This is a genomic window from Rhodothermales bacterium (genome assembly GCA_041391505.1).
Lineage (GTDB): Bacteria > Bacteroidota > Rhodothermia > Rhodothermales > JAHQVL01 > JAWKNW01.
In genome coordinates this window covers 19,769-40,997 of the sequence record JAWKNW010000039.1, presented here as the reverse complement: position 1 = coordinate 40,997, position 21,229 = coordinate 19,769, and the positions used below count along the sequence as shown (strand labels likewise).

The following is a 21,229-nucleotide window of genomic DNA, read 5'->3' as shown; positions in this document are numbered from 1 at the left end:
TCATGGAAGCCGACCCCCGGCAGCTGCAGGCGCGGATCGACAGCTTCGATGCCGTCACGGCCAGCTACCTGAATGCCCTGAACGTGCTGGACGGGTTGCTGCACGGCAGCGACCAGTGGAGCCGGACGCTGGAAAAGATCTCCCGCGAGACGTCCGAAGTCGGGAGCATCTGGATCGACAGCTGGCGTCCGAACGGGCAGATGCTGGAAATCAGCGGCAACGCGACGTCGCGCGACCGGATCGTGCAGCTGGCGCAACGCATCGACGGCAACATCGAGGCGCAGGTCTTCTCCGAGATTCGGGAGGCGCCCGTGTTCACCTTCCGCATGCGCGTGCCGATCGTCATCGAACTGCCGGAAGCCGCGAAATATCTGCGCGAGCAAGTCAACCATCTCGAAGAACCGACCGCCCAGTGAGCGCGTCGTTTCTCCACGTCCATCGTTCACCGATCGTTGTAGAGCATGTCGAAAGTCGGTTATAGTATCCTCGTCATGGCGGCCATCTGGCTGATCGTTATCGGTTTTGGTGTGTACGTCATGCGCGCGAAAGGCGAGGAGCTGGATCAGGTCATGCGCGCCGAAAAGGTGGCCCGGCTGAAGAAGGCCGAGCTGGAGCAGCTGTTCCTCACCGAGACCCAGTCTCGCGAGTCCGCGCGCGATGCGACGCGGCGGTGGTTCGCGCGCTACAAGATCATCCCGGAGGAACTCAAGAGCCCGGACGTGATCGGGTATCTGAACGGCCTCACGACCGCCGGCTTCAAGAACTTCGACGTGACGGCGACCGGCACGAAAGAGGATCCGAATATCAGCTACCACACCTTCACGGTGGACGGGCGCGGGTATTTTAGCAGCCTCTACAAGTTCATCTGGAGCATCGAGAACAACCGCAACTTTTATCGAATTGAGAATCTCAGCCTCGATCATATCGATCTGGTGACGGAGAACAAGGAGAAGGGGAAGCCGCAGCTCCAGGTGATGGTCTCCTTCCGGATGTCGTTGAACGCCTATTTCTCCGGCACGGAAGGGGTGAGCGCCCCGGAAGATCTTTTTGCCGACATGCTCGAGGGGCAGTCGCTGCCCGTGGGCTGGTCGGGGCAGCTTCCTCCGGTTCCGAAAGATATTTTGCCGGATGAATCGCCGGCGGTCAACCCGTTTTATCCAGGTATTCTGGATCAAATTCCGCCGAATACCGACGGCTACCTGGAAATCGAAGATCCTGGCACGCAGTTGGTTTCTATCGTGGGTGGAAAGGCCGTGTTCAAGGACAAGGATGGATATCGTCAGCTCGGTGTCGGCGACCCCGTATACCTCGGCGCGATCACCGATATCGATCCCGTGGAAGGGCGCGTATCGGCCCGCTTGAACAAGGGTGGAATCATTGATAATATCGATCTGACACTCGATACGCAGCAGGGTTACCGGCAGGCGATCGGAGGAACACTCCTAGCACCGACCGGTAATCGGTAAGGTTTTTGATAGGGTCCTGAAAGCATCTAATTATTTGTCCGGGGATAACGCTTCTTGCGGCGGTAGGTAGCTGCCTCCAGCCGCACGGCTCTTGGCATCTCGAGCACCGGCATCTCCCTGACGTGTGATATTAGGAGAGCATGATGAATTGGATTACCCCAACTGCGGTCCGCACTCGGCCGGCTTATTGGCTCACTGTACTACTTTTTCTGGGGATGACGGCCGTTACCACGGCGCAGGCGCAGGATCGCCCACCGCGGCAGATCCGTACCTACGTTCCTCCCGATCAACTCGTGTCGTTCCTTCCGTCGACGCCGTTCGATCAGTTCCTGGAGTTTATCAATCCGGTGTTCGACCGGGTGACCGGGAAGCAGGTGATCGACCCGGAAGGGCGCTCCGAACCGATCGGCGTCACGATCACCAACCTGCAGTTTTTCGACGCGCTGGAGTTTGTGCTCGAACTGAAGGGGCTGACGTATCGCGAGACCGATCGCTACTTCATTATCCAGGCGGCCCAGGCGACGCCGCTCGTCATGAATGCCGACCAGGCCGCCGGCCGGCCGGTCGATCCGGCGGTGACGCAGGTCGTTCCGGCGACCGCCGGCACGCGTGAAGTCCAGATCAACGCCGTGTTGTTCGACGCCAACCTCACGAAGTCGCTCGAACTCGGTATCGACTGGAGCGTGTGGTTCGGTCCGCAGGCCAGCCGCGGCGGCGGCAGCGGGGGCGCCGGCGGCGGTTCCTTTGGCGGGGGCTCGGGCAATACGAACAACGGCAACCAGGACATCCCGCGCATTTTCATCAATACCGAGAATGTCTTCAGCAGCGTCGACAACTACATCATCGGGCCGGACCGGGTCAGTTTCTCTGGCCTCACCCAGTTGATCCGCGCGTTTGAACAGGAAGGCCTCGGCGAGACGATCGCCAGCCCGACCGTGACGGTCCAGAGCGGCCAGAAGGGCAATATCCAGATAGGTAGCGACGTGCCCGTGCAGCAGCGCGACTTCGCCGGCAACACGATCACGCAGTTCTTCTCGACGGGTATCATCATCGACGTGACGCCGACCGTGATCCGGGAGACCGTAAGCGACTCGCTCGGCACCGAGGTGATCGAGTTCATTCACCTCGACGTCGCCGTCGAAAACTCGAACAGCTCGCCGTCGGAAGCCGGCATCGTGATCGCGCGAAACCGCGCCGACACGCAGGTGCTGCTGCTCGATGGCGAGCAGACGGTCATCGGCGGGCTCTATACGACGCAGAAAACGATCACCCGCCGCGGCGTTCCGATCCTGAAGGATCTCCCGCCATGGTTCTTCGGGCTGCGTTATCTGTTCGGGTACAACCGGACCGACAAGACGCAGCGCGAACTCCTGATCATCATCCAGGCGCGCCTGCTCGACCAGCTCGACGTCCGCACCCAGCGTCCGTTCCCGGATCAGCTGCTCGAACGCCGCCGCCGTCAGCTGGAAGAGGATGTTCGCCGGCTCGACGCCTCGAAGGCGCGCAAAGTGACCTATCCGGATAACAACTAGGAACGTTCGGAACGTTTGGTCTTATCACGGGCAGCACGCAGCAGCGTGCTGCCCTTTTTTTGTCCCCGCCCGTTTCCATGATCCCCACCTGGCTCACCGATAGCGTTACGTGCGACCTGGATCGCGCCCTGCACTATACGATGCTGTGGGGGCTGGAGGCCGTCGAGTTGCGCGCCGTGGGCAAACATTGCGAGCGCGTGCCGTTTGTCAACGAGGCGCGGCTCCGCCGCCGGCTCGAGGAAAACGAACTGCCGGTGGCCGCCATCGATCCGGGCCTCTTTCTGGGGCCGGCGGAGGATCGGGCGGGATGGATGAACGAGATCGCCTCGCTGGACGACACGCTGGCCTTTTGCACCCGCATCGGCTGCACGCGCCTGATCGTGTCGTCGTTTGCTTCGTCGCCGGAGCACGCCGCCACGGCGGCCGATGCGCTTCGCCGCGCGGCCGACCGGTCCGCGCGCGCCGGCGTCGACCTGATCGTGTTTCACGAGGCCGACACCTGCGCGCCCCATGCCCAGGCGCTGGCGGAGCTGCTGGATCGGGTCGATCATCCGGCCGTACGGGCCGGGTGGGATCCCGCGTCGGCCGTGATGCAGGGAGACGATCCGGCGGACGGCCTGCCTCGGCTGGCGAACCGGCTGGGTTTTGTCCGCTGCGCCGACGCCCTGCCGGCGAAACAGTCCTGGCGGCCGGCCTCGTTCGGGGAGGGCGCGGTGGACTGGGGCGCCCGGCTTCGGGAGCTGCGCGACATCGGATACGCCGGGCCGCTCAGCCTGTGCGTCCAGGTCGAGCCCAAGCCGAAAGAAGGCCTTCGCGCCGCCACGCGCCTCCATGAACTGATCCGGCAAACCGCCGCACGACCTTCCGACCACCTGGCAACCTGAACGATGGCAATCACCCGCGAAGACGTACGATACATGGCGGCGCTGGCCCGGCTGCGCTTCACCCCCGAGGAAGAGGCGCGCATGGTCGAGGACCTGGAGGCGGTTCTCGGTTACATGGCGAAGCTGAACGAGCTGGACACCGATGGGGTGCCCCCGATGTCGCATGTGATCGACCTGTACAATGTGGAGCGGGAGGATGCCGCGCAGCAGCGGATCAGCCATGCGGAGGCGCTCAAGAATGCACCTGATGCGGACGGCACGTATTTTCGAGTCCCGAAAGTCATCGAATGAGCCGTCCCACCGCCTCGCCGGCGGCTCTCCATCCCTGAATACATGGCATCCCACAAGAAGAAAAAATCGACCGCCGGCGCGGCGTCGAAATCCAGCCCGGTGACGCCGGCGGCAGGAAGTCTGGCCGGACCCTTCCAGCGCCCGCTCTACCAGCACGCGATGGCGATAGGGCTCCTCGTCGCGCTCTCCTTTACGTTTTTCGGCGCGATCCATTTCTCGGGCAAGTCGCTGATCGCCTACGATACGGTCAGCTGGCGCGCCATGGCGCAGTCGATGATTTCGTACGAGGAGGCGACGGGCGACGAGGCGCTGTGGGCCACGAACGCGTTCGCCGGCATGCCGGGCTATTTGATATCGACCCCCGAAGGCGCCCCGCAGGTGGACGACATCCCGCGGCTCCTGCGCGGGGTGATCTGGCCCTCGTCGCATCTCATCGTCATGCTCGTCGGCGCCTATCTCCTCGCGTTTTTTCTAACGGGCAGCGTCTGGAGTTCGGTATTCGGCGCCGTCGCCTACGGTCTGACGACCTACATGCCCGTCATTCTCGCCGCCGGTCATAACTCCAAGTTTATCGCCCTGGCCTTCGCGCCCTGGCTGGTGCTAGCCTTTGCCTACGCCTTGAAGCGCCCCGGCCTGCTGGGCGGGCTGCTGTTCGCGATAGCGCTCGCGGTCAACCTCCGCGCCGGGCACGTCCAGATCACCTATTACGCGGTCTGGGTGATCGGCATCTGGTGGGTGGTGGAAGGGGTGAGCGCCCTGCGATCGGCCGATCGGGCCGGCTTTCTCAAATCGACGGGTTGGCTCGCGCTTGGCGGCGTGCTCGGTATCCTCATGGTCGCGCATCCCTACCTCGCGATCTCGGAATACAAGAACTACACGATCCGGGGCGCGGAAGTCGGCGGCGAGCCGGGCACGATGGACTGGACGTACGCGATGGGGTGGAGCCAGGGTGTCGGCGAGCTGCTGACGCTGCTCGTGGCGCACGCCTTTGGCGGCTCCGCGGCGTACTGGGGCCCGAAGGGTTCGACGGGCGGTCCGCATTACGTGGGCGGCCTCGTGATCGCCCTCGCGATCCTCGCGATCTGGCGCTACCGCGACCGCAAGGTGCTCGCGCTCGGCATCGCCGCGCTGGTGATGACGCTGTTTTCGCTGGGCGAACACTTTTCGCTGCTCAACCGGTTGATGTTCGATCATTTCCCGATGTTCGATGCGTTCCGGGTGCCGGAGACCTGGCTGAGCATCGTGGCGCTGGTGCTGGCGGCGCTCGCCGCGATCGGACTGCACGGGGTGATGACGGAGGAAACCGACGCGACGCCGATCTGGAAGACGCCGGCGTTTATCGTGTTCGGATCGGTCATCCTGTTCCTCGTCGTCCTGCTCGGCGGGAAGGCGTCGCTTTTTTCGTTCGAGCGGCCGGGCGAATACGAGATGGCCGTGCAGCAGATCGCCTCGGGCAACAACGTGTCGCCGTCGGACCCCCGCGTCGTTCAGGCGGCGCGCCAGTATCTGACGAATGCCAGTCAGGAGCGGCGCGACATGTTCGGCGAAGACGCCGTGCGGTCGCTGATCTTCCTGGTGCTGGGGATGGGCGCCATCGTGCTGGTTCGCCGCGGGACGATTCCCGCCGGCGTCGGGGCATTCCTCTTTGCCGCGCTCGTCGTGGTCGATCTCTGGGGGGTGGACCGGCGTTATCTCAACAGCGAGATCCTGGTCGATGCCGCTTCGTCGCAGGATCAGATCCAGACCTACGATTTTGACCGGTACCTCATCGACCAGGTCGCGCAGGCCGGCGGGCCGGGGCACTTCCGCGTGCTCTCGCTCGAAGGCCGGCACCCGTCCGTCACGGCTCGTCCTTCGTTCCATTACGAGTCGCTCGGCGGCTACCACGGCGCGAAGCTCCGGCTGTATCAGGATTATCTCGAACACCTCCTGTTCGATCCATCGACGGGCATCCCGAACCCGAACGCGCTCGACCTGCTGGGTGTGAAGTACGTGGTCGCCGGCAGTCCGGTGCCGGGTCTTCAGCCCGTATACACCGGCGATCAGACTGGCTATCGGGTGTTCGAGAAGGTGGATGTCGAGCCGCGCGCGCATTTCGTCGGCGAGGTGGAGGTGATGCAGGATTACCAGCAGATCTGGGATCGGCTGCGGAGCGCGTCGTTCGATGTGGGAAAGACGGCCATCGTGGAGACGCCGCTGGATCTCGCGCCGGCACCGATTGACTCGAACGCCGTGGCGCGTGTCGACCTCGAGGTATTTTCGCCCCGGGAGATCCGGTGGTCGGTCGAGACGGACGCCCCGCGTTTGCTCGTCGTCAGCGAGGTCTATTACCCGGCCGGATGGACGGCCACGATCGACGGGGTCGAGGCGCCCATCGAGAAGGTGGATTATCTCATCCGGGGCGTCGTCGTGCCGGCGGGGGCGCATACCGTCGAGATGCGCTTCGATCCCTCCAGCGTGCGGCTGGGGTACACGCTGTCGCTCATCGCGACGCTGCTGACCTATGGCGGCGTGCTGGCGCTGCTCGGGCTGGGGTACGTACGGACCAGGCGTTGATGCGCGTGCGGAGCGTCCTTTACATCGCCTATTATTTCCCCCCTTCCGGCGGGTCGGGGGTGCAGCGGACGCTCAAATTCGTCAAGTATCTCCCGGCAAGCGGCTGGTCGCCGCGGGTGCTCACCGTCGCTCCGGAGTCCGCCGCCTATCCGGATCTGGACCCCGCGATGGCCGGCGAGGTGCCGGCCAGCATCGACGTGATCCGTACCGGGGCGTGGGATCCGTATTCCTGGTACGGGGCGTTGAGCGGCAAGTCGAAATCGGATGCCGTGACGGTGGGCTTCCTGTCCGACAAGCCGCCCGGCAGGGTGGAGCGGCTCGCCCGCTGGGTGCGCGCCAACCTGTTCATCCCCGACGCCCGGGTGGGGTGGGTGCCCTACGCCACGCGCGCCGGCGCCGCCGCGATCGCGGCGCACCGCCCGGATGTGCTGCTGACGACGGGCCCGCCGCACTCGACGCACCTCATCGGCCGCGCGCTGCATCGGCGTTTCGGCATCCCGTGGGTGGCCGACTTCCGCGACCCGTGGACCGACATCGACTACCTCGACGCGCTGCCGATGTCGGCCTGGGCGAGCCGGCGCAACCGCGCGCTCGAACAATCGGTGCTGGACGAGGCGCAGTGCGTCGTCACGGTGAGCCCCGCCGTCCAGCGCGCCTTCGCGGCGCGGACGGCGACGCCGTGCGTCAACATCTACAACGGCTACGACGAGGCCGACTTCGATCAGGAGCCGTTTCCCGACACCGGTCGGTTCGTCATCACGCATGTCGGCAACATGAACGCCGACCGCAACCCGCATGCGTTGTGGCGGGCGCTCGCGGCGCTGCAGAATCCTGACGTGGAAGTCCGGCTCGTCGGCAACGTGGACGCGCGCGTCCGGGAGGAGGTGAGCCGGCTTGGCTTGGATGGGCAGGTCGTTTATCTGCCCTACATGCCGCATCGCGAGGCCGTCCGGCACGTGGTGTCGTCGCAGGTCCTGCTGCTGGCCGTAAACCGCGTGCGCGCCGCCAACGACATCATTCCGGGCAAGGTGTTTGAGTATCTGGCGTCGCAGCGTCCGGTGCTGGTGCTGGGGCCGCCGGACGGCGAGACGGCGCAAATCGTCCTGGACGCCGGCGCCGGCGCGGCGTGCGACTACGAGGACGTCGCCGGCGTGACGACTAGTCTACAGCGCTGGGTCGCTGCCTGGCGAGACGGGACGCCGGCGCGCGGCGCCACGGCGGAGGCGGCGGCGCGTTACAGCCGGCGCGCCCAGGCCGGCGAGCTGGCCGACCTGCTGACCCGCCTTTCCATGCCCCGCTAACGACTGTAACCCCATCCTCCATGCCACATCGTCGACTGGTGACCGTAGTCGGGGCGCGCCCGCAGTTCGTGAAGGCGGCGATGGTCAGTCGCGCCCTTGCGCGGGCCGGCATCGCCGAGCGCGTCATCCATTCCGGGCAGCACTACGACGCCGCCATGAGCCAGGTGTTTTTCGAGGAGCTGGACGTGCCGCGGCCCGACTACGACCTCGGGGTCGGGTCCGGATCGCATGCGGCGCAGACGGGGCGCATCATGGAGCGGCTCGAAGAGGTGCTGCGCTCGTTCCGGGGCCCGCTTGCCATCCAGGTGTACGGCGATACGAATACCACGCTGGCCGGCGCGATCGTCGCCGCGAAACTCGGGCACCCGATCGTCCATGTCGAAGCCGGCTTGCGGTCGTTCAACCGCGCCATGCCCGAGGAGATCAACCGCATCGTGACGGATCGGCTTTCCACGCTGCTGTGTTGCCCCACCGAAAATGCCGTGCGGCATCTGGCCAGCGAGGGCATGGTGGAGGGGGTGCACCTCACCGGGGATGTGATGTACGACGCGACCCGGCATTTTGCGGCCCGGGCGGACGAGCGCGTGGACCTGGAGCGCCTCATCCCGTTTGCGCCGGGCGAGTATGTCGTGGCGACCGTGCACCGGGCGGAGAATACGGACGACGCGCCCACGCTGAAACGGATCTTTGCCGGCCTCGGGCGGCTCGGGGTGCCGGTCGTGATGCCGCTGCATCCGCGGACGCGGGCCCGCCTGGGCGATTTTGTGCCCCCGGAGACCGTCCTGATGATCGATCCGCTCGGCTATCTGGCCATGCTCAAGCTGCTCTCGCACGCGCAGGCCGTGTTTACCGACTCTGGCGGCCTCCAGAAGGAAGCCTTCTGGCTGCAAGTCCCGTGCGTGACGCTGCGGCGCGAGACCGAATGGACGGAGACCCTCGCCGGCGGATGGAATCAGCTCGTCGGGTCCGATCCGGCCGCCATCCGGGAGGCCTACCAGGGGATCACCGACGCCGGCAAGGCCCCGCGTCACGCTTTCTTCGCGGGGCCGACCGAATCGGCATCCAACGCCGTGGCCCGCCATATCGGCGACCTGCTGCGGGGATGATCAGTCGGTGGACGTCGGCGGCGGGGTCTCGGCCTCGGGCGTCGACAGCTCCCAGCCCATGTTGATGTCGATCCCGGGCAGCGCCGCGCGTAGCCGGTCCGCGCCTTCGGCGGTGACCCCGGATTGCCAGAGGTAGAGCGCCTTGAGGTTTTTGAGCGGTTCGAGGTGGGTCAGGCCGGCGTCCGTCACCCCCGTGCCGTAGAGGTTCAGGTAGCTCAGGTACTGGAGCCCGGACAGGTGCGCGAGGCCGGCGTCGGTGACGGCCGTCTTTTCCAGATGGAGCCGCGACAGGTTGACGAAGGATTCGACGGTGGCGAGGCCGGCGTCCGTCACCTTCGTGTTGCCGAGGTTCAGCCACGCGATCTGTTCGGCGATGGGGCGCAGCAGGTCCATCTGCTCGTCGCCGAACGCGTCGCGGACGTTGATGGCCTGGATCTGCAGGAGGTTGGTTTCGACGGATAGCGGCATCGCCAGGACGCCGAGTTCGGCCAGCTTCGCGAGGGCGTCGGCATCGGCCGGCGGGACCTGGATCGCGAGCGATTCATCCTTCTTCTCGGTGAGGCGGTCGAGGATGGTCTGGATCTTCGCCGGCACCTCGACCTGCGCGACCTTGTGGTCGAACGAAGCGCCGCTGTCGATCCACCACCCGATGAGGTCGATCTGGTCGTCGGTGAGGGGCCGCCGCCCGCTGGGGGGCATGTGGTCGTCGTGGTTTTCGTCGAGCGTGATGCGCCGGAACAGCTCGCTGCCGGCGGCGTCGCCGGCGGCGAGGATGGCGCCGTTCTCACCCCCCTTCATGATGTTTTCCGGCGTCTCGAGGAGCAGTTCGCCCTTGATCTTTCGGGGATTGTGGCAGCTCACGCACCGGGCATCGAGGATGGGGTGGATGATGTCCGGATAAACCGCGGCCTCTTCCAGGTTTTCGATCACGATCTCCGCCTCGGCCTGGTCGCGGGGCGGGATGCCGGCGATGGACCGGAAGGGCTCCGGCATGTAGCTGGTGAGGTAGCCTTCGCCGTGCGTGAGTGTGCCGCCGAAATGGCTCGCCGCGGTCAGAAGGAGGACGGCGGCGAAGAGCGAGGCGCCGTAGACCGTGCGGGAGCGCGGCGCCGGCGTGGGCGCGAGCGTCTTCCGCTTGAAGATATAGGCGACGACGGCCAGCGCGGCCACCCCGATGCCGAGCCATTTGTGCCACCAGATGTCGTCCCCGCCGTAGTCGCCGCTCGCCGCGAGCAGCAGGCCCGCGCACACGGCGCCGACGGCGCTCAGGGCACCCAGGAATAGCGTGAACGACACGGCCGGCTTCAGTTCGGCGAAGCGCTTGCCGCGGGAGAGGTACTCCATCAGAAACGCGAGCAGGAGCAGGCCGATGGGGAGGTGGACGACGAGCGGGTGAAACCGGCCGAAGAAAACGATCCAGTCGGACGGGTTGTCCGGGTCGATGTCGAGCAGGCGCGACACCAGCGGGGTGGGCGATTCGGGGCCGGCGTCGGCTTCCTGAACGAGCCCGGCCGGCGACGCCGCAGGCGACGGGCTGAGGGCGGATGTTGCGAGCGCAATCAGTACCAGTACGACCAGCATGGCTGTCCGACCAGCGCCGGCAAGGAGTCGCGTCTCACGCATAGGGGTGTGCATATTCAGGATCCGAGTGGGTTTAGACGCTCAATAATAAAAAAAAACATAGAAACGACTAGCCCCGCTGATACAAATCCCCTCAACGGGCGTATTCTATGCCCCAATGAAGGCGGCAACCCGGTTCGATGAGGACATATCGCGTTCTATTTGTTTATCTGAGCCCGACTTCGTTCGTGCGCGACGATCTGGAGATGCTGGGCCGGCGCGTCGATCTCGTCCCTTTTCATTTCGATGTGGAGCGCGCCCGTACGTGGCGGGGGTTTCGGAGGTTGTGGCGCGAGCAGCGTCAGTGGCTCGCGCGCGAGATGCCGGGCGCCGACCTCGTTTTCGGCTGGTTCGCCGACTATCACATGGCGAACCCCGTCCTGGCAGGGCTCCGGCACGCCGTCCCCGTCGCCGTGTCGCTCGGCGGCTACGATGCGATCCATCTGCCCGAACTGGGCTACGGCGTCTATCAGAGCCTGTGGCGGGCCCCGCTGGCCCGGTACGTGCTGCGGAACGCCTCGATGCTGCTGCCCGTGGCGGAGGCGCTCATCTGTTCCGAAAACCGGTTCAGCGCCTACCCTGAAACGCGGAGTTTCGGCGTCTGCGCCCAAGCGCCGGACGTGCGAACGCCGCACCGGTTCATGCCCACCGGCTACGTGCCCGAGCGGTGGCCCATCGGCCCGAGCCGGCGTACGCCCTCCGTGACGACGGTGGGCCTCATCGACAGCGAGCAGACGCTGCGGCGAAAGGGCATCGATCTGGTCGTGGATGCGGCGCGCGCCATGCCCGACATCCCGTTCCGGGTGATCGGGGCCTCCGACGCGATGCAGGCGTTCATCCGCGATGGGCTTCGGGCGCCGGCCAACGTGACGGTCGAGGGCCAGATCCCCCGCGAAGCCCTGGTCCACATCTATCAGCAAACGGCCGTCTACCTCCAGCTTTCCCGCGCCGAAGGCATGCCCAACGTCCTGTGCGAGGCCATGCTCTGCGGCTGCATCCCCGTCGCGAGCCGCGTGTTCGGGAATCCCGCGGCCGTCGGGCCGGCCGGCTTCCTCGTCGATGCGCCCGATGCCGGCGCCGTGGCAGGGGCAATACGGAGCGCGCTGGCGGCCGACGACGGGATGCGCGCCGCGGCGCGCCGGCAGATCGAACAGCACTTCCAGCGCAGCCACCGGGAGGCTCGGATGATGGCGGCTTTTGAGGAATTGATCGAAGGGGCATGAAGATCCTGGTCACCAATACCGTCCTGCTGAACGGCGGCGACGCGGCGATCCTGATCGCCATCGTCCGTCAGTTGCGAACCGCCTTCGGCGCGGATGCGCACATCGAAATTTGCGAGGCCAGGCCGGACGCCGCGGCGGCGCTCTATCCGGAATTTATCGTGCGCGAGGCGCTCGTCAACGCCTTCCTGATGCCGGCGCGAGACGGATGGTTGCGCCGCATCTGGGGCGTCATCCGGTTCGCGATGTGGCATCTGGCCCGGCCCCGGGCCTACGCGGCGGCGCGGCTTCACGCCGGCGGCCGGCCGCGCCTGGCGCGGCTGCTCCTGACCCGTCGGCAGCGGGCCGCGTTCGAGGCCTATGCCGGCGCCGACCTCATCGTCAGCACCGGTGGCACGTACCTGGTGGAGCACTACAGCCTCGCCCCGCGCCTCTTCGAGTTCACGATCGCACGCCTGCTGCGCAAGCCCCTCGTGTTCTACACCCAGTCGCTCGGGCCATTCAACCGGCCGGCGCACCGGAAGAAGCTCCGCGCCGTGTTCGACGACGCGCAGCTGGTGCTGCTCCGGGACGAGCAGTCGCTCGGGTATCTCCGCGACATCGGCGTCGCGAACGACCGGGTTCACGTGATGCCGGATGTCGTCTTTGCGCTCCGGGATCCGGATCGCCGGCCGGTGCGGTCGGACGAGGGCCGGCCGCGCGTGGCGGTGTCGGTGCGGTCGTGGCAGCATTTCCGGAACCAGTCGCCGGAGGACGGCATGCGCGGCTACTTGCAGGCCGTCGCGGCTGGGGTCGAGCATCTGGTGACGCGCTACGATGCGGAGGTCGTTTTTTTGTCGACCTGCCAGGGCGTGCCGGCCTACCGGATCGACGATTCCGGGGTCGGACGGCAGGTGGTGGACCTGCTGCCCGCGTCCGTGCGCCCGCGCGTCCGCGTCGACGCCGACTTCCACCGTCCGGAGGCGTTGCTGGAAGCGCTCGCCGGCTTCGATCTCGTCATCGCGACGCGGATGCACATGGCGATCCTGTCGATGCTGGCCGGGACGCCGGTGGCGCCGATCGTCTACGAGTTCAAGACGCGGGAGCTGATGGAGCTGGTGGATTATGCGGCCTGGGCCGGCACGGCTACGACGATGGACATCGACACCCTGCGCGGCGAGGAACTGACGAAGACCATCGACACGCTGCTTGCCCGCCTGCCCGAGGCGCGCCGGATCCTGAGCGATCGGGTCGAGGGGATCCACCGGCATACCGAGCGGGCGGTCGATCTGCTGCGCGCCCTGCCCATCGCAACGGAATGACCCGCCGAGGAACGTACGATGGCTGAGCGACCCCTGCTGCGCATCATCAAACAAAGCGGTCTGTACGCGATCGGCAACGTGGCTGTCAAGCTCAGCGGGTTGCTGCTGGCGCCGTTTTATCTCGATTCGCGCTACCTGTCGCTCTCCGACTACGGCTACCTGGCGCTGCTCATGGCGACGTCCCAGATCGGCATCTTCGTCGTCGGGCTCGGCATCGGCACGGGGCTGCTCAAGTTCATGGCGGATCGGGAGATGGCCGGCGTGCGGGACCGGCTGCCCTTTACGGCGCTCGTCACCACGATCGGCGTGAGCGTGCTCGCCTGGTTCGCCTTTCAGGCGGGGGCCACCGGACTGTCGCGGCTGATCCTCGGCAGCCCGGACCGCAGCCTTATCCTGATGGCGCTGGGCACCTACGTCGTGTTCAAGACGGTCGGCGCCGTTCCGATGATGCTGCTGCGCATCCAGGAGCGCGCCGGCCTCTTCGCCCTCGCGATGGCGCTGGAGATGGGCTTGCTGCTCGGCGGCGTCTATTATTTCCTGGTGGTGCGGCAGGAGGGGCTTTATGGCGTCATGGAGGCCTACATGTGGTCGGCCGGCGCCAGCACGGCCGTGCTGCTCGTCGGGAGCCTGCAGCGCATCCGGTGGCGTTTCGATGGGTCGCTGCTCAAGCCGCTCATCCGGTACGGCTCGCCGCTCGTGATGGTGAGTCTGGCGAGCCTGGTGCTCAACGCCGGCGACCGCTACCTGCTCAACGGCCTCACCGATGCCGAAACGGTGGGGATGTACGACTGGGCGGCCCGCATCAGCGGGGTGCTGAATCTGCTTGTCGTGCAGAGCTTCCAGCTCGCGTTCACCGTCATCGGGTTAAAAACGCTGGGGGATGGGGACCACGGACTGCATCGCCGCACCTTCCGGCATTACACGGTCTGGGCCGGCTGGGCGGTTCTGGCCCTCTCGCTGCTCGCGTACGACGGGACGCTCGTGCTGACGCGGATCGGGGCGGATCCGCATTATCTCGACGCATCCGGACTCGTGCTGCCCCTCGCGTTCGGTTTCTACGTGTATGGCAACTATGTCATCATCACCAATGTCCTCTACGCGGCCTGGAAGACGCCGGTGATCGGTGTGCTGGTCGTGGGGGCGGCGCTGCTCAACATCGTGCTCAATCTGCTCCTCATCCCGGTGGCCGGCTCGATGGGGGCCGCTGTGGCGACGGTGTGCTCGTATGCGGCCCTCGCCGGCGGCGCGTATCGCCGCGCCGAGCGGGAGATGCGCATGGGATATCCGTGGCGCACGTTCGGGCTCACGGTGGGGCTGATCCTGGCGCTGTATGCGGCCGGCGCGCTGACGGCCGACTGGTCGACGGGGATGCGTCTCACCGCGCGGATCGGGCTCATCCTGTCGTACCTTCCCCTGGGCGCCTGGCTCGGGCTGTACTCGCGCGAGGAGCTGCGCGCCGGCTGGGAGGCCCTCCGCGCCCGCCGCAGCGGACGGCCCGCCGCCGGCTCGGAAGGAACGTAGCGCGCTACCGCGCATTTCTACCGTTCATCGGGCGCATGCCGGCGCACCGCTGCCTCACCACACCGACCTCGATGGATCAATCCAAAAAAAAGCTTCCATCGCCCCTGCGCGCATGGCTCGCTCCCCTGACGAGGAGCGAGTTGTTTTCGCGCTCGAACCGCGCGCGGCGGAAGGAAGGGGACCGCTACGAGGCGCCCGCCCATCGGGGGCTGACCATCTCCCTGTGTATTTTCTTTTCGATCCTCCTGTGGTTCTTCAGCTCGCTGGCCGAGACCTACTCGCGCACCTTCGTTTTCGATACCCAGCTCGAAAACCTGCCGGCGGACGAGGCCCTGAGCGCCTTGCCGCCCGCGACCGTCCGCGCCGAGGTCCAGAGCGAAGGCATGCATCTGCTGCGGCTCTTCTACCACCGGCCGACGATCCGGCTGAGCGCCGAGGCCTCCGTGATCGATCTGGATGAGGCCACGCGCGCGAGTCTGCCCGAAGACATCCGCCTGGAAAGCACCTATCCCCGGTATTATCCCCTCGAAAAAGAAAAACGGGAAACGCGCAAGATCCCCATCGCCCTGGATGCCGCGATCGACGTGCCCCCGACGCACGCCCTGCTCGAAGCGCCGACGATCTCCCCGGATTCCGTCGTGGTGTCCGGTCCCGAGAGCCTCATCCAAACGCTGCAATCCTGGCCGACACGCCACGTCGCCTATCCGGATCTGAAGGATTCGCTTTCGGTGCGGGTGGCGCTGGAGGATTCCCTTGTGGGCATCGTCGAACTCGGCATCCGTTCCGTCGCGCTGCGCGCCCGCGCGGCGGAGTTCACGGAGGGGACCCGCGTGCTGGACGTGATGATCGGCGGCGTGCCGTCCACCGCCAAATCGATCCAGCTCGATCCGCCGTCGGTGACGGTGCGGTTTCGGGTGCCGTTGCCGCAGTACGATCTGGCCCAGAAGGCGCCGGATTTCCTCGCGGCCGTTACCTACGACGACATCCGGAGCGACACGACCGGCTACATCATCCCGCGGATCGAGTTGCCGCAGGACATCGTGCTGCTGGACATCGAGGTCGCGCCCTCCCGCGTACGCTACTACGACCTGCTCGTGGATCGCTAGCCCATGCCGCTGCTTACCCGCTGGACATATCGCCTGACGCTCGCGGCGGTGCTGCTGGTGCTGGGCGCCGCCGGCGGCATCTGGCTGATGCGGCAGCCGTCCCTCTTTCTGCCGCGGTTTACCGAGTCGGATATCGAACAGGTCGTCATCACGACCCTGCAGCGCGAGACGCCGGCGGCGTTTCTGGTCACCGGCCGGCTGGATATCACGGCCGACATCACCGAGGCCAATACCAAATACCTGTTTCCCGAGTATTTCGACGAGTCGTTATCGCTCGGGACGACCCGCTCCACCGTCCGGCTGCCCGGCGTGGCCGCCTACGGGATCGACCTGTCCTCGCTTTCTCCCGAGACCATCGCCTTCACGAGCGACAGCGTCCTGGTCATCACCGTCTCCGGCATCCAGATCGAATCCGTCGAGCCGGACCTTGGCGGGATGATGGTGCAGACGGAAGTGGGGTGGGCGCGATTGAGCGCGCGGAGCGGCCGGAACGTCGAACGACGCGCCATCATCGCGGCGCAGGACGCCCTGCGCGAAGAGGCGGTCGCGCACATCGAGCGGTCGGGTCAACCGCTGCTCAATACCGAAATGGCGCTCCAGCGCCTGCTGGTCCCCGCGCTGCAATCCGTGGGCGTTCAGCATCCCCAGGTACGCGTACGCATCGCGCCGACGATCGTCGAACCGCCGCGTTGACCGGCGGCGATCCGGCTTTCAAAAATTATTGAAACTATTGATAGTCGTCTCTCGTTACCGCACAACATGCGCGATCAGGAGGCGGACGTCCCCGGCGAAAGAAGCGAATTGCGCGATGCTGCACGCCATCATGAGACACTCGCGTTTCGACGCACAAGCGGGCTATGTCGACACGCCGGAAGGGATCTTCACGGCGGAGGGGATCTGGTTTCGGGTATCCGAGGCGGATCTGACCGCGTTTGCCGCGCCGGTGCTCGAGCATACCGATCTGGGCCGGCTGATCGCCCAGGCGGTCCGCTGGTGCCTGGCCGGGCAGACGGCCGGCCTGTGGTCGCTGCTGCTTTTCCTGTACCTGACGCCGGCCGCAGCGGCGCTGCCGCTGGCCGTGCTCGTCTTTCTGCTGGTGCAGACCTTCCGCCCCCTCCTGGTTTCCCGCTGGCTCGATCCGGTGCTGAAACTCCTGCAGGCGCTTCCCGCCCAGGCCCTCGCCTACATCGTCGTGCTGAGCCAGTTCGGCGTGCAGGGGGCGTATTCCCAGGTCGTCGTGGGCATCGCCGGCTTTGTGTTGTTCCGCTGGGGGCTCGTCGAGCGCACCGCGGCCCCTGTGCTGCAGCGGCTTACGAAGCGGCTCTATCCGATCCCCATGGCCGATCAGGTGCTGCGGTCGACGATCGTTCGCGCCGCGATGCGGTATCGCGTATCGTTGCCGGAGCTGGACCGTATCGAACGACAGATTCTACAGCATCTCGGAGGCCGATGACGACCGAATTTCCACGTTTTGCCGCCGCCACGCATCTGTTTCTGGTTCGTCATGGCGAGACCGATTTCAACCGGCAGCGGATCGTGCAGGGTCGGGGCGTCGACGTCCCTCTGAACGAAACGGGCCGGCTCCAGGCGGGCGCGCTGGCCAGGCGGGCGGCGACGCTCGAGCTGGACGCGATCTTTGCGAGCACCCTGACGCGGGCCGGCGAAACCGCCGATATCGTCGCCGAGGCCGTCGGCGCGGCGCAGGTGCACCGGTTGTCGGATCTGGAGGAAATGTCGTGGGGCGTGTACGAGGGCCGGCCGCGTTCACCGGAGCTGAAACTCGCCTTCCGGGAGATGCGGGATCGCTGGGGCGCCGGCGAGTACGACTATGCCGTCGAGCAGGGCGAGTCGGTCTACGATGTGCAGCGTCGCGGGCTGGCGGCCATCCACCACATCGTGCAGGCGCATCCCGGGCAGCGGGTGCTCGTCGTCACGCACGGTCGGTTTTTGAGGATCATCCTGGCGTCGTTGCTTCCGGAATACGGGCTGGCGCAGATGGAGAAACTGGATCATCGCAATACGGCGCTCAACCACCTCGTCCTGGTCGACGGTCGGTTCGAGGCGCAGGTGCTGGATTGCGTCGTACACCTGGAAGAGGCGGGCATCCCGCAGGGCGAGTAGTCCGGCCATGCCGTATCCACATGCCAAACGGGCCCGGCCCGCGCAGTGCCATGAAGTCTACGATCAGACAGGACGATAGGTCGGAAACCGGCGTCATGGCCGGGGGAGATCGCTGGGTGGCCGGCCTCGAGGAAGCCATCGACGCCGCGCTCCGCGCGTTGCGCCGGAATCCGTCCGGCTCGCCGGCCATCCATCAGGTGCGCGTGGCGGTGCCGTACATGGATCCGCTGGACTGGCTGCGCGCCCAACCGGAGACGCAGCGGCTGTTCTGGTGCGGGCGCGACGAGTCGGATGCCCGCGCCGCGGTCGGCATCGCGCTCGACGTGCGCCTCGGGGAGGGGGATCCCTATCAGGTCATTCGACGCACGCTGACGCCGCTCCTGCGCGACGCCGACCCTGGCGTCCGCTTTTTCGGGGGGATGCGTTTTGACCTGGATCGCGACGCCGCCGCGGAGTGGGAGGGATTCGGGGCCGGCCGGTTCGTACTGCCGCGCTTCGTCCTGGAGCCGGCCGAGGCCGGCTCGACGCTGGTGTGCAACCTCGTGGTGCCGGCGGACCTCGATCAGCCGGCGGCCATCTGCCAGCAAGCCGCCCGCCTCGCCGAACCGCTGGCGAGCCAGTATGCGCTGCCGGTGCCCATCGCGCGGCAGGATGTGCCGGTGCACGATGCCTGGGCCGCCACCATCGACCGCGCGATCCAGCGTTTTGCGTCGGGCGCGCTCGAAAAAGTGGTGCTCGCCCGGCGTTCGCGGTTCACCTTCGCCGAACGCCTGGACGCCACGCTGCTGCTCCAGCGCCTCCAGGCCGCCACGCCGCATTGCTTCCATTTCCTGTTCCAGTTCGATGCGGACGCCCAGTTTCTGGGGGCGTCGCCCGAGCGGCTGTATCAGCGGGAGGGCCGACGGATCCGGAGCGAGGCCGTGGCCGGCACGCGGCCGCGCGGCGCCTCGCAGGAGCGCGACGCCGAGCTGAAACGGGAGCTGCTCCATAGCGACAAGGACCGCCGCGAGCAGGCCTTCGTGCGGGATAACATTGAAGAGGCGCTGAGGGCCCTCTGTGTCGATGTCCGTGTCGACGACGAACCCCGGTTGATGGAGCTGGCGAAAGGCCGGCACCTGTGCACGCTGATCGAGGGCTCCCTGGCCGATTCGGCCGGCGACGCCGACATCCTCGAACGGCTTCACCCGACGCCCGCCGTGGGCGGCGTCCCCCTCGGCGAGGCCATGCAGGACATCCGGGCCGGCGAGGGATTCGACCGCGGCTGGTATGCCGGGCCGGTCGGCTGGATCGGGCGCGACCGGGCCGAGTTCGCCGTCGGCATCCGCTCCGGGCAGGTCTCGCCCCGCGCCCTCACGCTGTACGCCGGCGCTGGCATCGTTCGTGGCTCGGAGGCGGAGAAGGAGTGGGCCGAAATCGAACACAAGATCAGCGATTTTCTGACCGTACTCGGCCTTGACCTCCGCGACGTCAAATATTAACCAGTTCTGGGCCTATCTCGTCGTCGAGGAACTCGTGCGCTGCGGCGTCGATCATTTTTTTCTCGCGCCGGGGTCGCGCTCGACGCCGCTTGTGGTCGCCATCGCGGAACACCCCCGCGCCACGCACACGATCCATTACGACGAGCGGGGGACGAGCTTCGCCGCGCTCGGGTATGCCCGCGCCACGGGCCGGCCGGCGTGTTGGGTGACGACGTCGGGCTCGGCGCTGGCGAACGGCTTCCCCGCGATCGTCGAAGCCTCCGCCGACCGCGTGCCCATGGTGCTGCTCACCGCCGACCGCCCGCCCGAACTGCGGGACACCGGGGCGAACCAGACGATCGATCAGGTGAAGCTCTTCGGTGGGTATGTCCGGCGCTTCGTCGACCTGCCGGCGCCCACGGTCGACATCGCCCCCGGCTACGTGCTCACCACGATCGACGCCGCCGTGCACGCCGCCCGAACCGGGCCGGTCCATCTCAACGCCATGTTTCGCGAGCCGCTCGCCCCGACGGCGAGCGGGTTCGATGCCGAAGCGTACGGCGGTCCGGTCGCCGGCTGGCGGTCCGGCGAGGCGCCCTTCACGACGTACGAACAGCCGGCTTCCGTGCCGGCCGGCGACACCCGCGCCGAGGCCGTGCTGCGAACGGCGCGGCGGGGGCTGATCCTTGCGGGGCGGCTGCCGTCGACGGCCGCGGCGCAGGCGGTGGCCGCGCTGGCGGCTGCGCGAGGCTGGCCGCTGGTGGCCGACATCGGATCCCAGCTGCGGCTGGATGCCCGGACCACCGGCGCCATCGCGCACGGCGAGATGCTCGTCGGCACGCCGGCTTTCGCCGGGGCGCACGCGCCCGACTGCATCCTGCAGGTGGGCGATCGGCTCACGTCAAAACGCCTTTTTTCGCTGCCGGCGAGCCATCCTGAGGCCGTTCACATCGTCGTGCATCCCTCGGGCGATCGTCTCGATCCGTTGCACGGTGTGAGCCACCGGGTCGAGGCCGATATCGCCGCCTTTTGCACGAGGCTCGCCGCGCAGCCGGCGGACGCGGCGGAAGCCGGCTGGCTGCACGCGTGGCGCGAGGCGGATCGCCGCGCCGGCGAGGCGCTCGACGCCCATGTCGCAGGGGGGGCGCTCACCGAGCCGGCTGTCGCCCGGCTGGTGTCCCGGTGGGTGCCGGAAGGGAGCGCGTTGTGCCTGGCGAGCAGCATGCCGATCCGGGACATGGACCGCTTTGCCGCGTCCTCGGGCGCCGGCGCGCTGGTGGTCTCGAATCGCGGGGCGAGCGGGATCGACGGGACGTTCGCCACCGCTGCGGGCGTCGCCATCGGCCACGAGGGCCCCGTCATCCTGGTGATGGGCGACCTGGCTTTTTTGCACGATCTCAACTCGATGCCGCTCCTGAAGGCGGCGCGAGGCCCGCTCGTCGTGGTGCTGGTGAACAACCAGGGAGGAGGAATTTTCTCCTTTTTGCCAATTTCAACTTTTCCTCACGTGTTTGAACACTATTTTGCGACGCCACATGACCACGCATTCGCTCACGCGGCTTCGTTGTTTGGCGTCCCCTATGCGGCGCCGGCGGACGAGGGGGCGTTCCGCGAAGCGTTTTTTGCGGCGCTTTCGCGTCCCGGACCGAGCCTGATCGAAGTGCGTACCGATCGGCAAGCCAACCTGTACGAGCACCGGGCACTCGACCAAGCGATCACGGCCCTTTTTAGCCCCCAATAGGTTCAG

Annotated in this window: 18 protein-coding genes; 17 read left to right on the top strand and 1 reads right to left on the bottom strand. The window is 66.7% G+C overall.

All coding sequences use genetic code 11. The annotated features are described in order from the left end of the window. The 8 genes from R2834_23100 to wecB form a co-directional block, all read left to right on the top strand. Positions 1-416: hypothetical protein (locus tag R2834_23100; protein MEZ4703235.1), on the top strand; the 416-nt coding region annotated here is incomplete at its 5' end. A gap of 45 nt (positions 417-461) precedes the next feature. Continuing rightward, entirely contained in the window at positions 462-1,466 is a 1,005-nt protein-coding gene (locus tag R2834_23095; protein MEZ4703234.1) for a hypothetical protein, read from the top strand. A gap of 215 nt (positions 1,467-1,681) precedes the next feature. Then, positions 1,682-2,998: a type II and III secretion system protein gene (locus R2834_23090; GenBank protein MEZ4703233.1), complete on the top strand. Its 1,317-nt coding sequence runs from the start codon at positions 1,682-1,684 to the stop codon at positions 2,996-2,998. A gap of 77 nt (positions 2,999-3,075) precedes the next feature. Next, positions 3,076-3,882: a sugar phosphate isomerase/epimerase gene (locus R2834_23085; protein MEZ4703232.1), complete on the top strand. Its 807-nt coding sequence runs from the start codon at positions 3,076-3,078 to the stop codon at positions 3,880-3,882. A gap of 3 nt (positions 3,883-3,885) precedes the next feature. Beyond that, a complete protein-coding gene (gene gatC / locus R2834_23080) occupies positions 3,886-4,173 on the top strand; it encodes an Asp-tRNA(Asn)/Glu-tRNA(Gln) amidotransferase subunit GatC (protein MEZ4703231.1) in 288 nt (95 codons plus the stop codon). Between the two features lie 42 nt (positions 4,174-4,215). Further along, positions 4,216-6,729 carry a YfhO family protein gene (locus R2834_23075; GenBank protein MEZ4703230.1) on the top strand — a complete coding sequence of 838 codons (2,514 nt, stop codon included), beginning with the start codon at positions 4,216-4,218 and terminating at the stop codon, positions 6,727-6,729. A 5-nt stretch (positions 6,730-6,734) separates the two neighbouring features. Beyond that, positions 6,735-8,030: a glycosyltransferase family 4 protein gene (locus tag R2834_23070; protein ID MEZ4703229.1), complete on the top strand. Its 1,296-nt coding sequence runs from the start codon at positions 6,735-6,737 to the stop codon at positions 8,028-8,030. A 20-nt stretch (positions 8,031-8,050) separates the two neighbouring features. Next, positions 8,051-9,136 carry a UDP-N-acetylglucosamine 2-epimerase (non-hydrolyzing) gene (wecB, locus tag R2834_23065; protein MEZ4703228.1) on the top strand — a complete coding sequence of 362 codons (1,086 nt, stop codon included), beginning with the start codon at positions 8,051-8,053 and terminating at the stop codon, positions 9,134-9,136. Here the strand turns inward: wecB and R2834_23060 are convergent, their stop codons facing one another. After that, a complete protein-coding gene (locus R2834_23060) occupies positions 9,137-10,717 on the bottom strand; it encodes a c-type cytochrome domain-containing protein (GenBank protein ID MEZ4703227.1) in 1,581 nt (526 codons plus the stop codon). A gap of 179 nt (positions 10,718-10,896) precedes the next feature. On the opposite strand from R2834_23060, the gene R2834_23055 reads away from it, so the two are divergent. The 9 genes from R2834_23055 (at position 10,897) to menD (ending at position 21,223) form a co-directional block, all read left to right on the top strand. Further along, entirely contained in the window at positions 10,897-11,979 is a 1,083-nt protein-coding gene (locus R2834_23055; protein ID MEZ4703226.1) for a glycosyltransferase family 4 protein, read from the top strand. Next, entirely contained in the window at positions 11,976-13,277 is a 1,302-nt protein-coding gene (locus R2834_23050) for a polysaccharide pyruvyl transferase family protein (protein MEZ4703225.1), read from the top strand. The genes R2834_23055 and R2834_23050 overlap by 4 nt, the downstream gene beginning before the upstream one ends. A gap of 18 nt (positions 13,278-13,295) precedes the next feature. Beyond that, positions 13,296-14,798, top strand: a complete 1,503-nt coding sequence (locus R2834_23045) for an oligosaccharide flippase family protein (GenBank protein ID MEZ4703224.1) — start codon at positions 13,296-13,298, stop codon at positions 14,796-14,798. Between the two features lie 71 nt (positions 14,799-14,869). After that, positions 14,870-15,904, top strand: a complete 1,035-nt coding sequence (locus R2834_23040; GenBank protein MEZ4703223.1) for a hypothetical protein — start codon at positions 14,870-14,872, stop codon at positions 15,902-15,904. A gap of 3 nt (positions 15,905-15,907) precedes the next feature. Then, positions 15,908-16,597 carry a DUF4230 domain-containing protein gene (locus R2834_23035; protein MEZ4703222.1) on the top strand — a complete coding sequence of 230 codons (690 nt, stop codon included), beginning with the start codon at positions 15,908-15,910 and terminating at the stop codon, positions 16,595-16,597. Between the two features lie 130 nt (positions 16,598-16,727). Further along, on the top strand, positions 16,728-17,357 hold the full coding sequence (locus R2834_23030; protein MEZ4703221.1) for a hypothetical protein: 630 nt from the start codon (positions 16,728-16,730) through the stop codon (positions 17,355-17,357). Further along, positions 17,354-18,025, top strand: a complete 672-nt coding sequence (locus tag R2834_23025) for a histidine phosphatase family protein (GenBank protein MEZ4703220.1) — start codon at positions 17,354-17,356, stop codon at positions 18,023-18,025. Before R2834_23030 ends, R2834_23025 begins: the two co-directional genes overlap by 4 nt. 50 nt (positions 18,026-18,075) lie before the next feature. Beyond that, complete coding sequence (locus tag R2834_23020; GenBank protein MEZ4703219.1) at positions 18,076-19,503, top strand: isochorismate synthase; 1,428 nt, start codon at positions 18,076-18,078, stop codon at positions 19,501-19,503. Then, the gene (gene menD, locus R2834_23015; protein MEZ4703218.1) at positions 19,478-21,223 is read left to right on the top strand and encodes a 2-succinyl-5-enolpyruvyl-6-hydroxy-3-cyclohexene-1-carboxylic-acid synthase; all 1,746 of its coding nucleotides are present in this window, start codon (positions 19,478-19,480) and stop codon (positions 21,221-21,223) included. Before R2834_23020 ends, menD begins: the two co-directional genes overlap by 26 nt. The last annotated feature ends 6 nt before the right edge of the window (positions 21,224-21,229 follow it).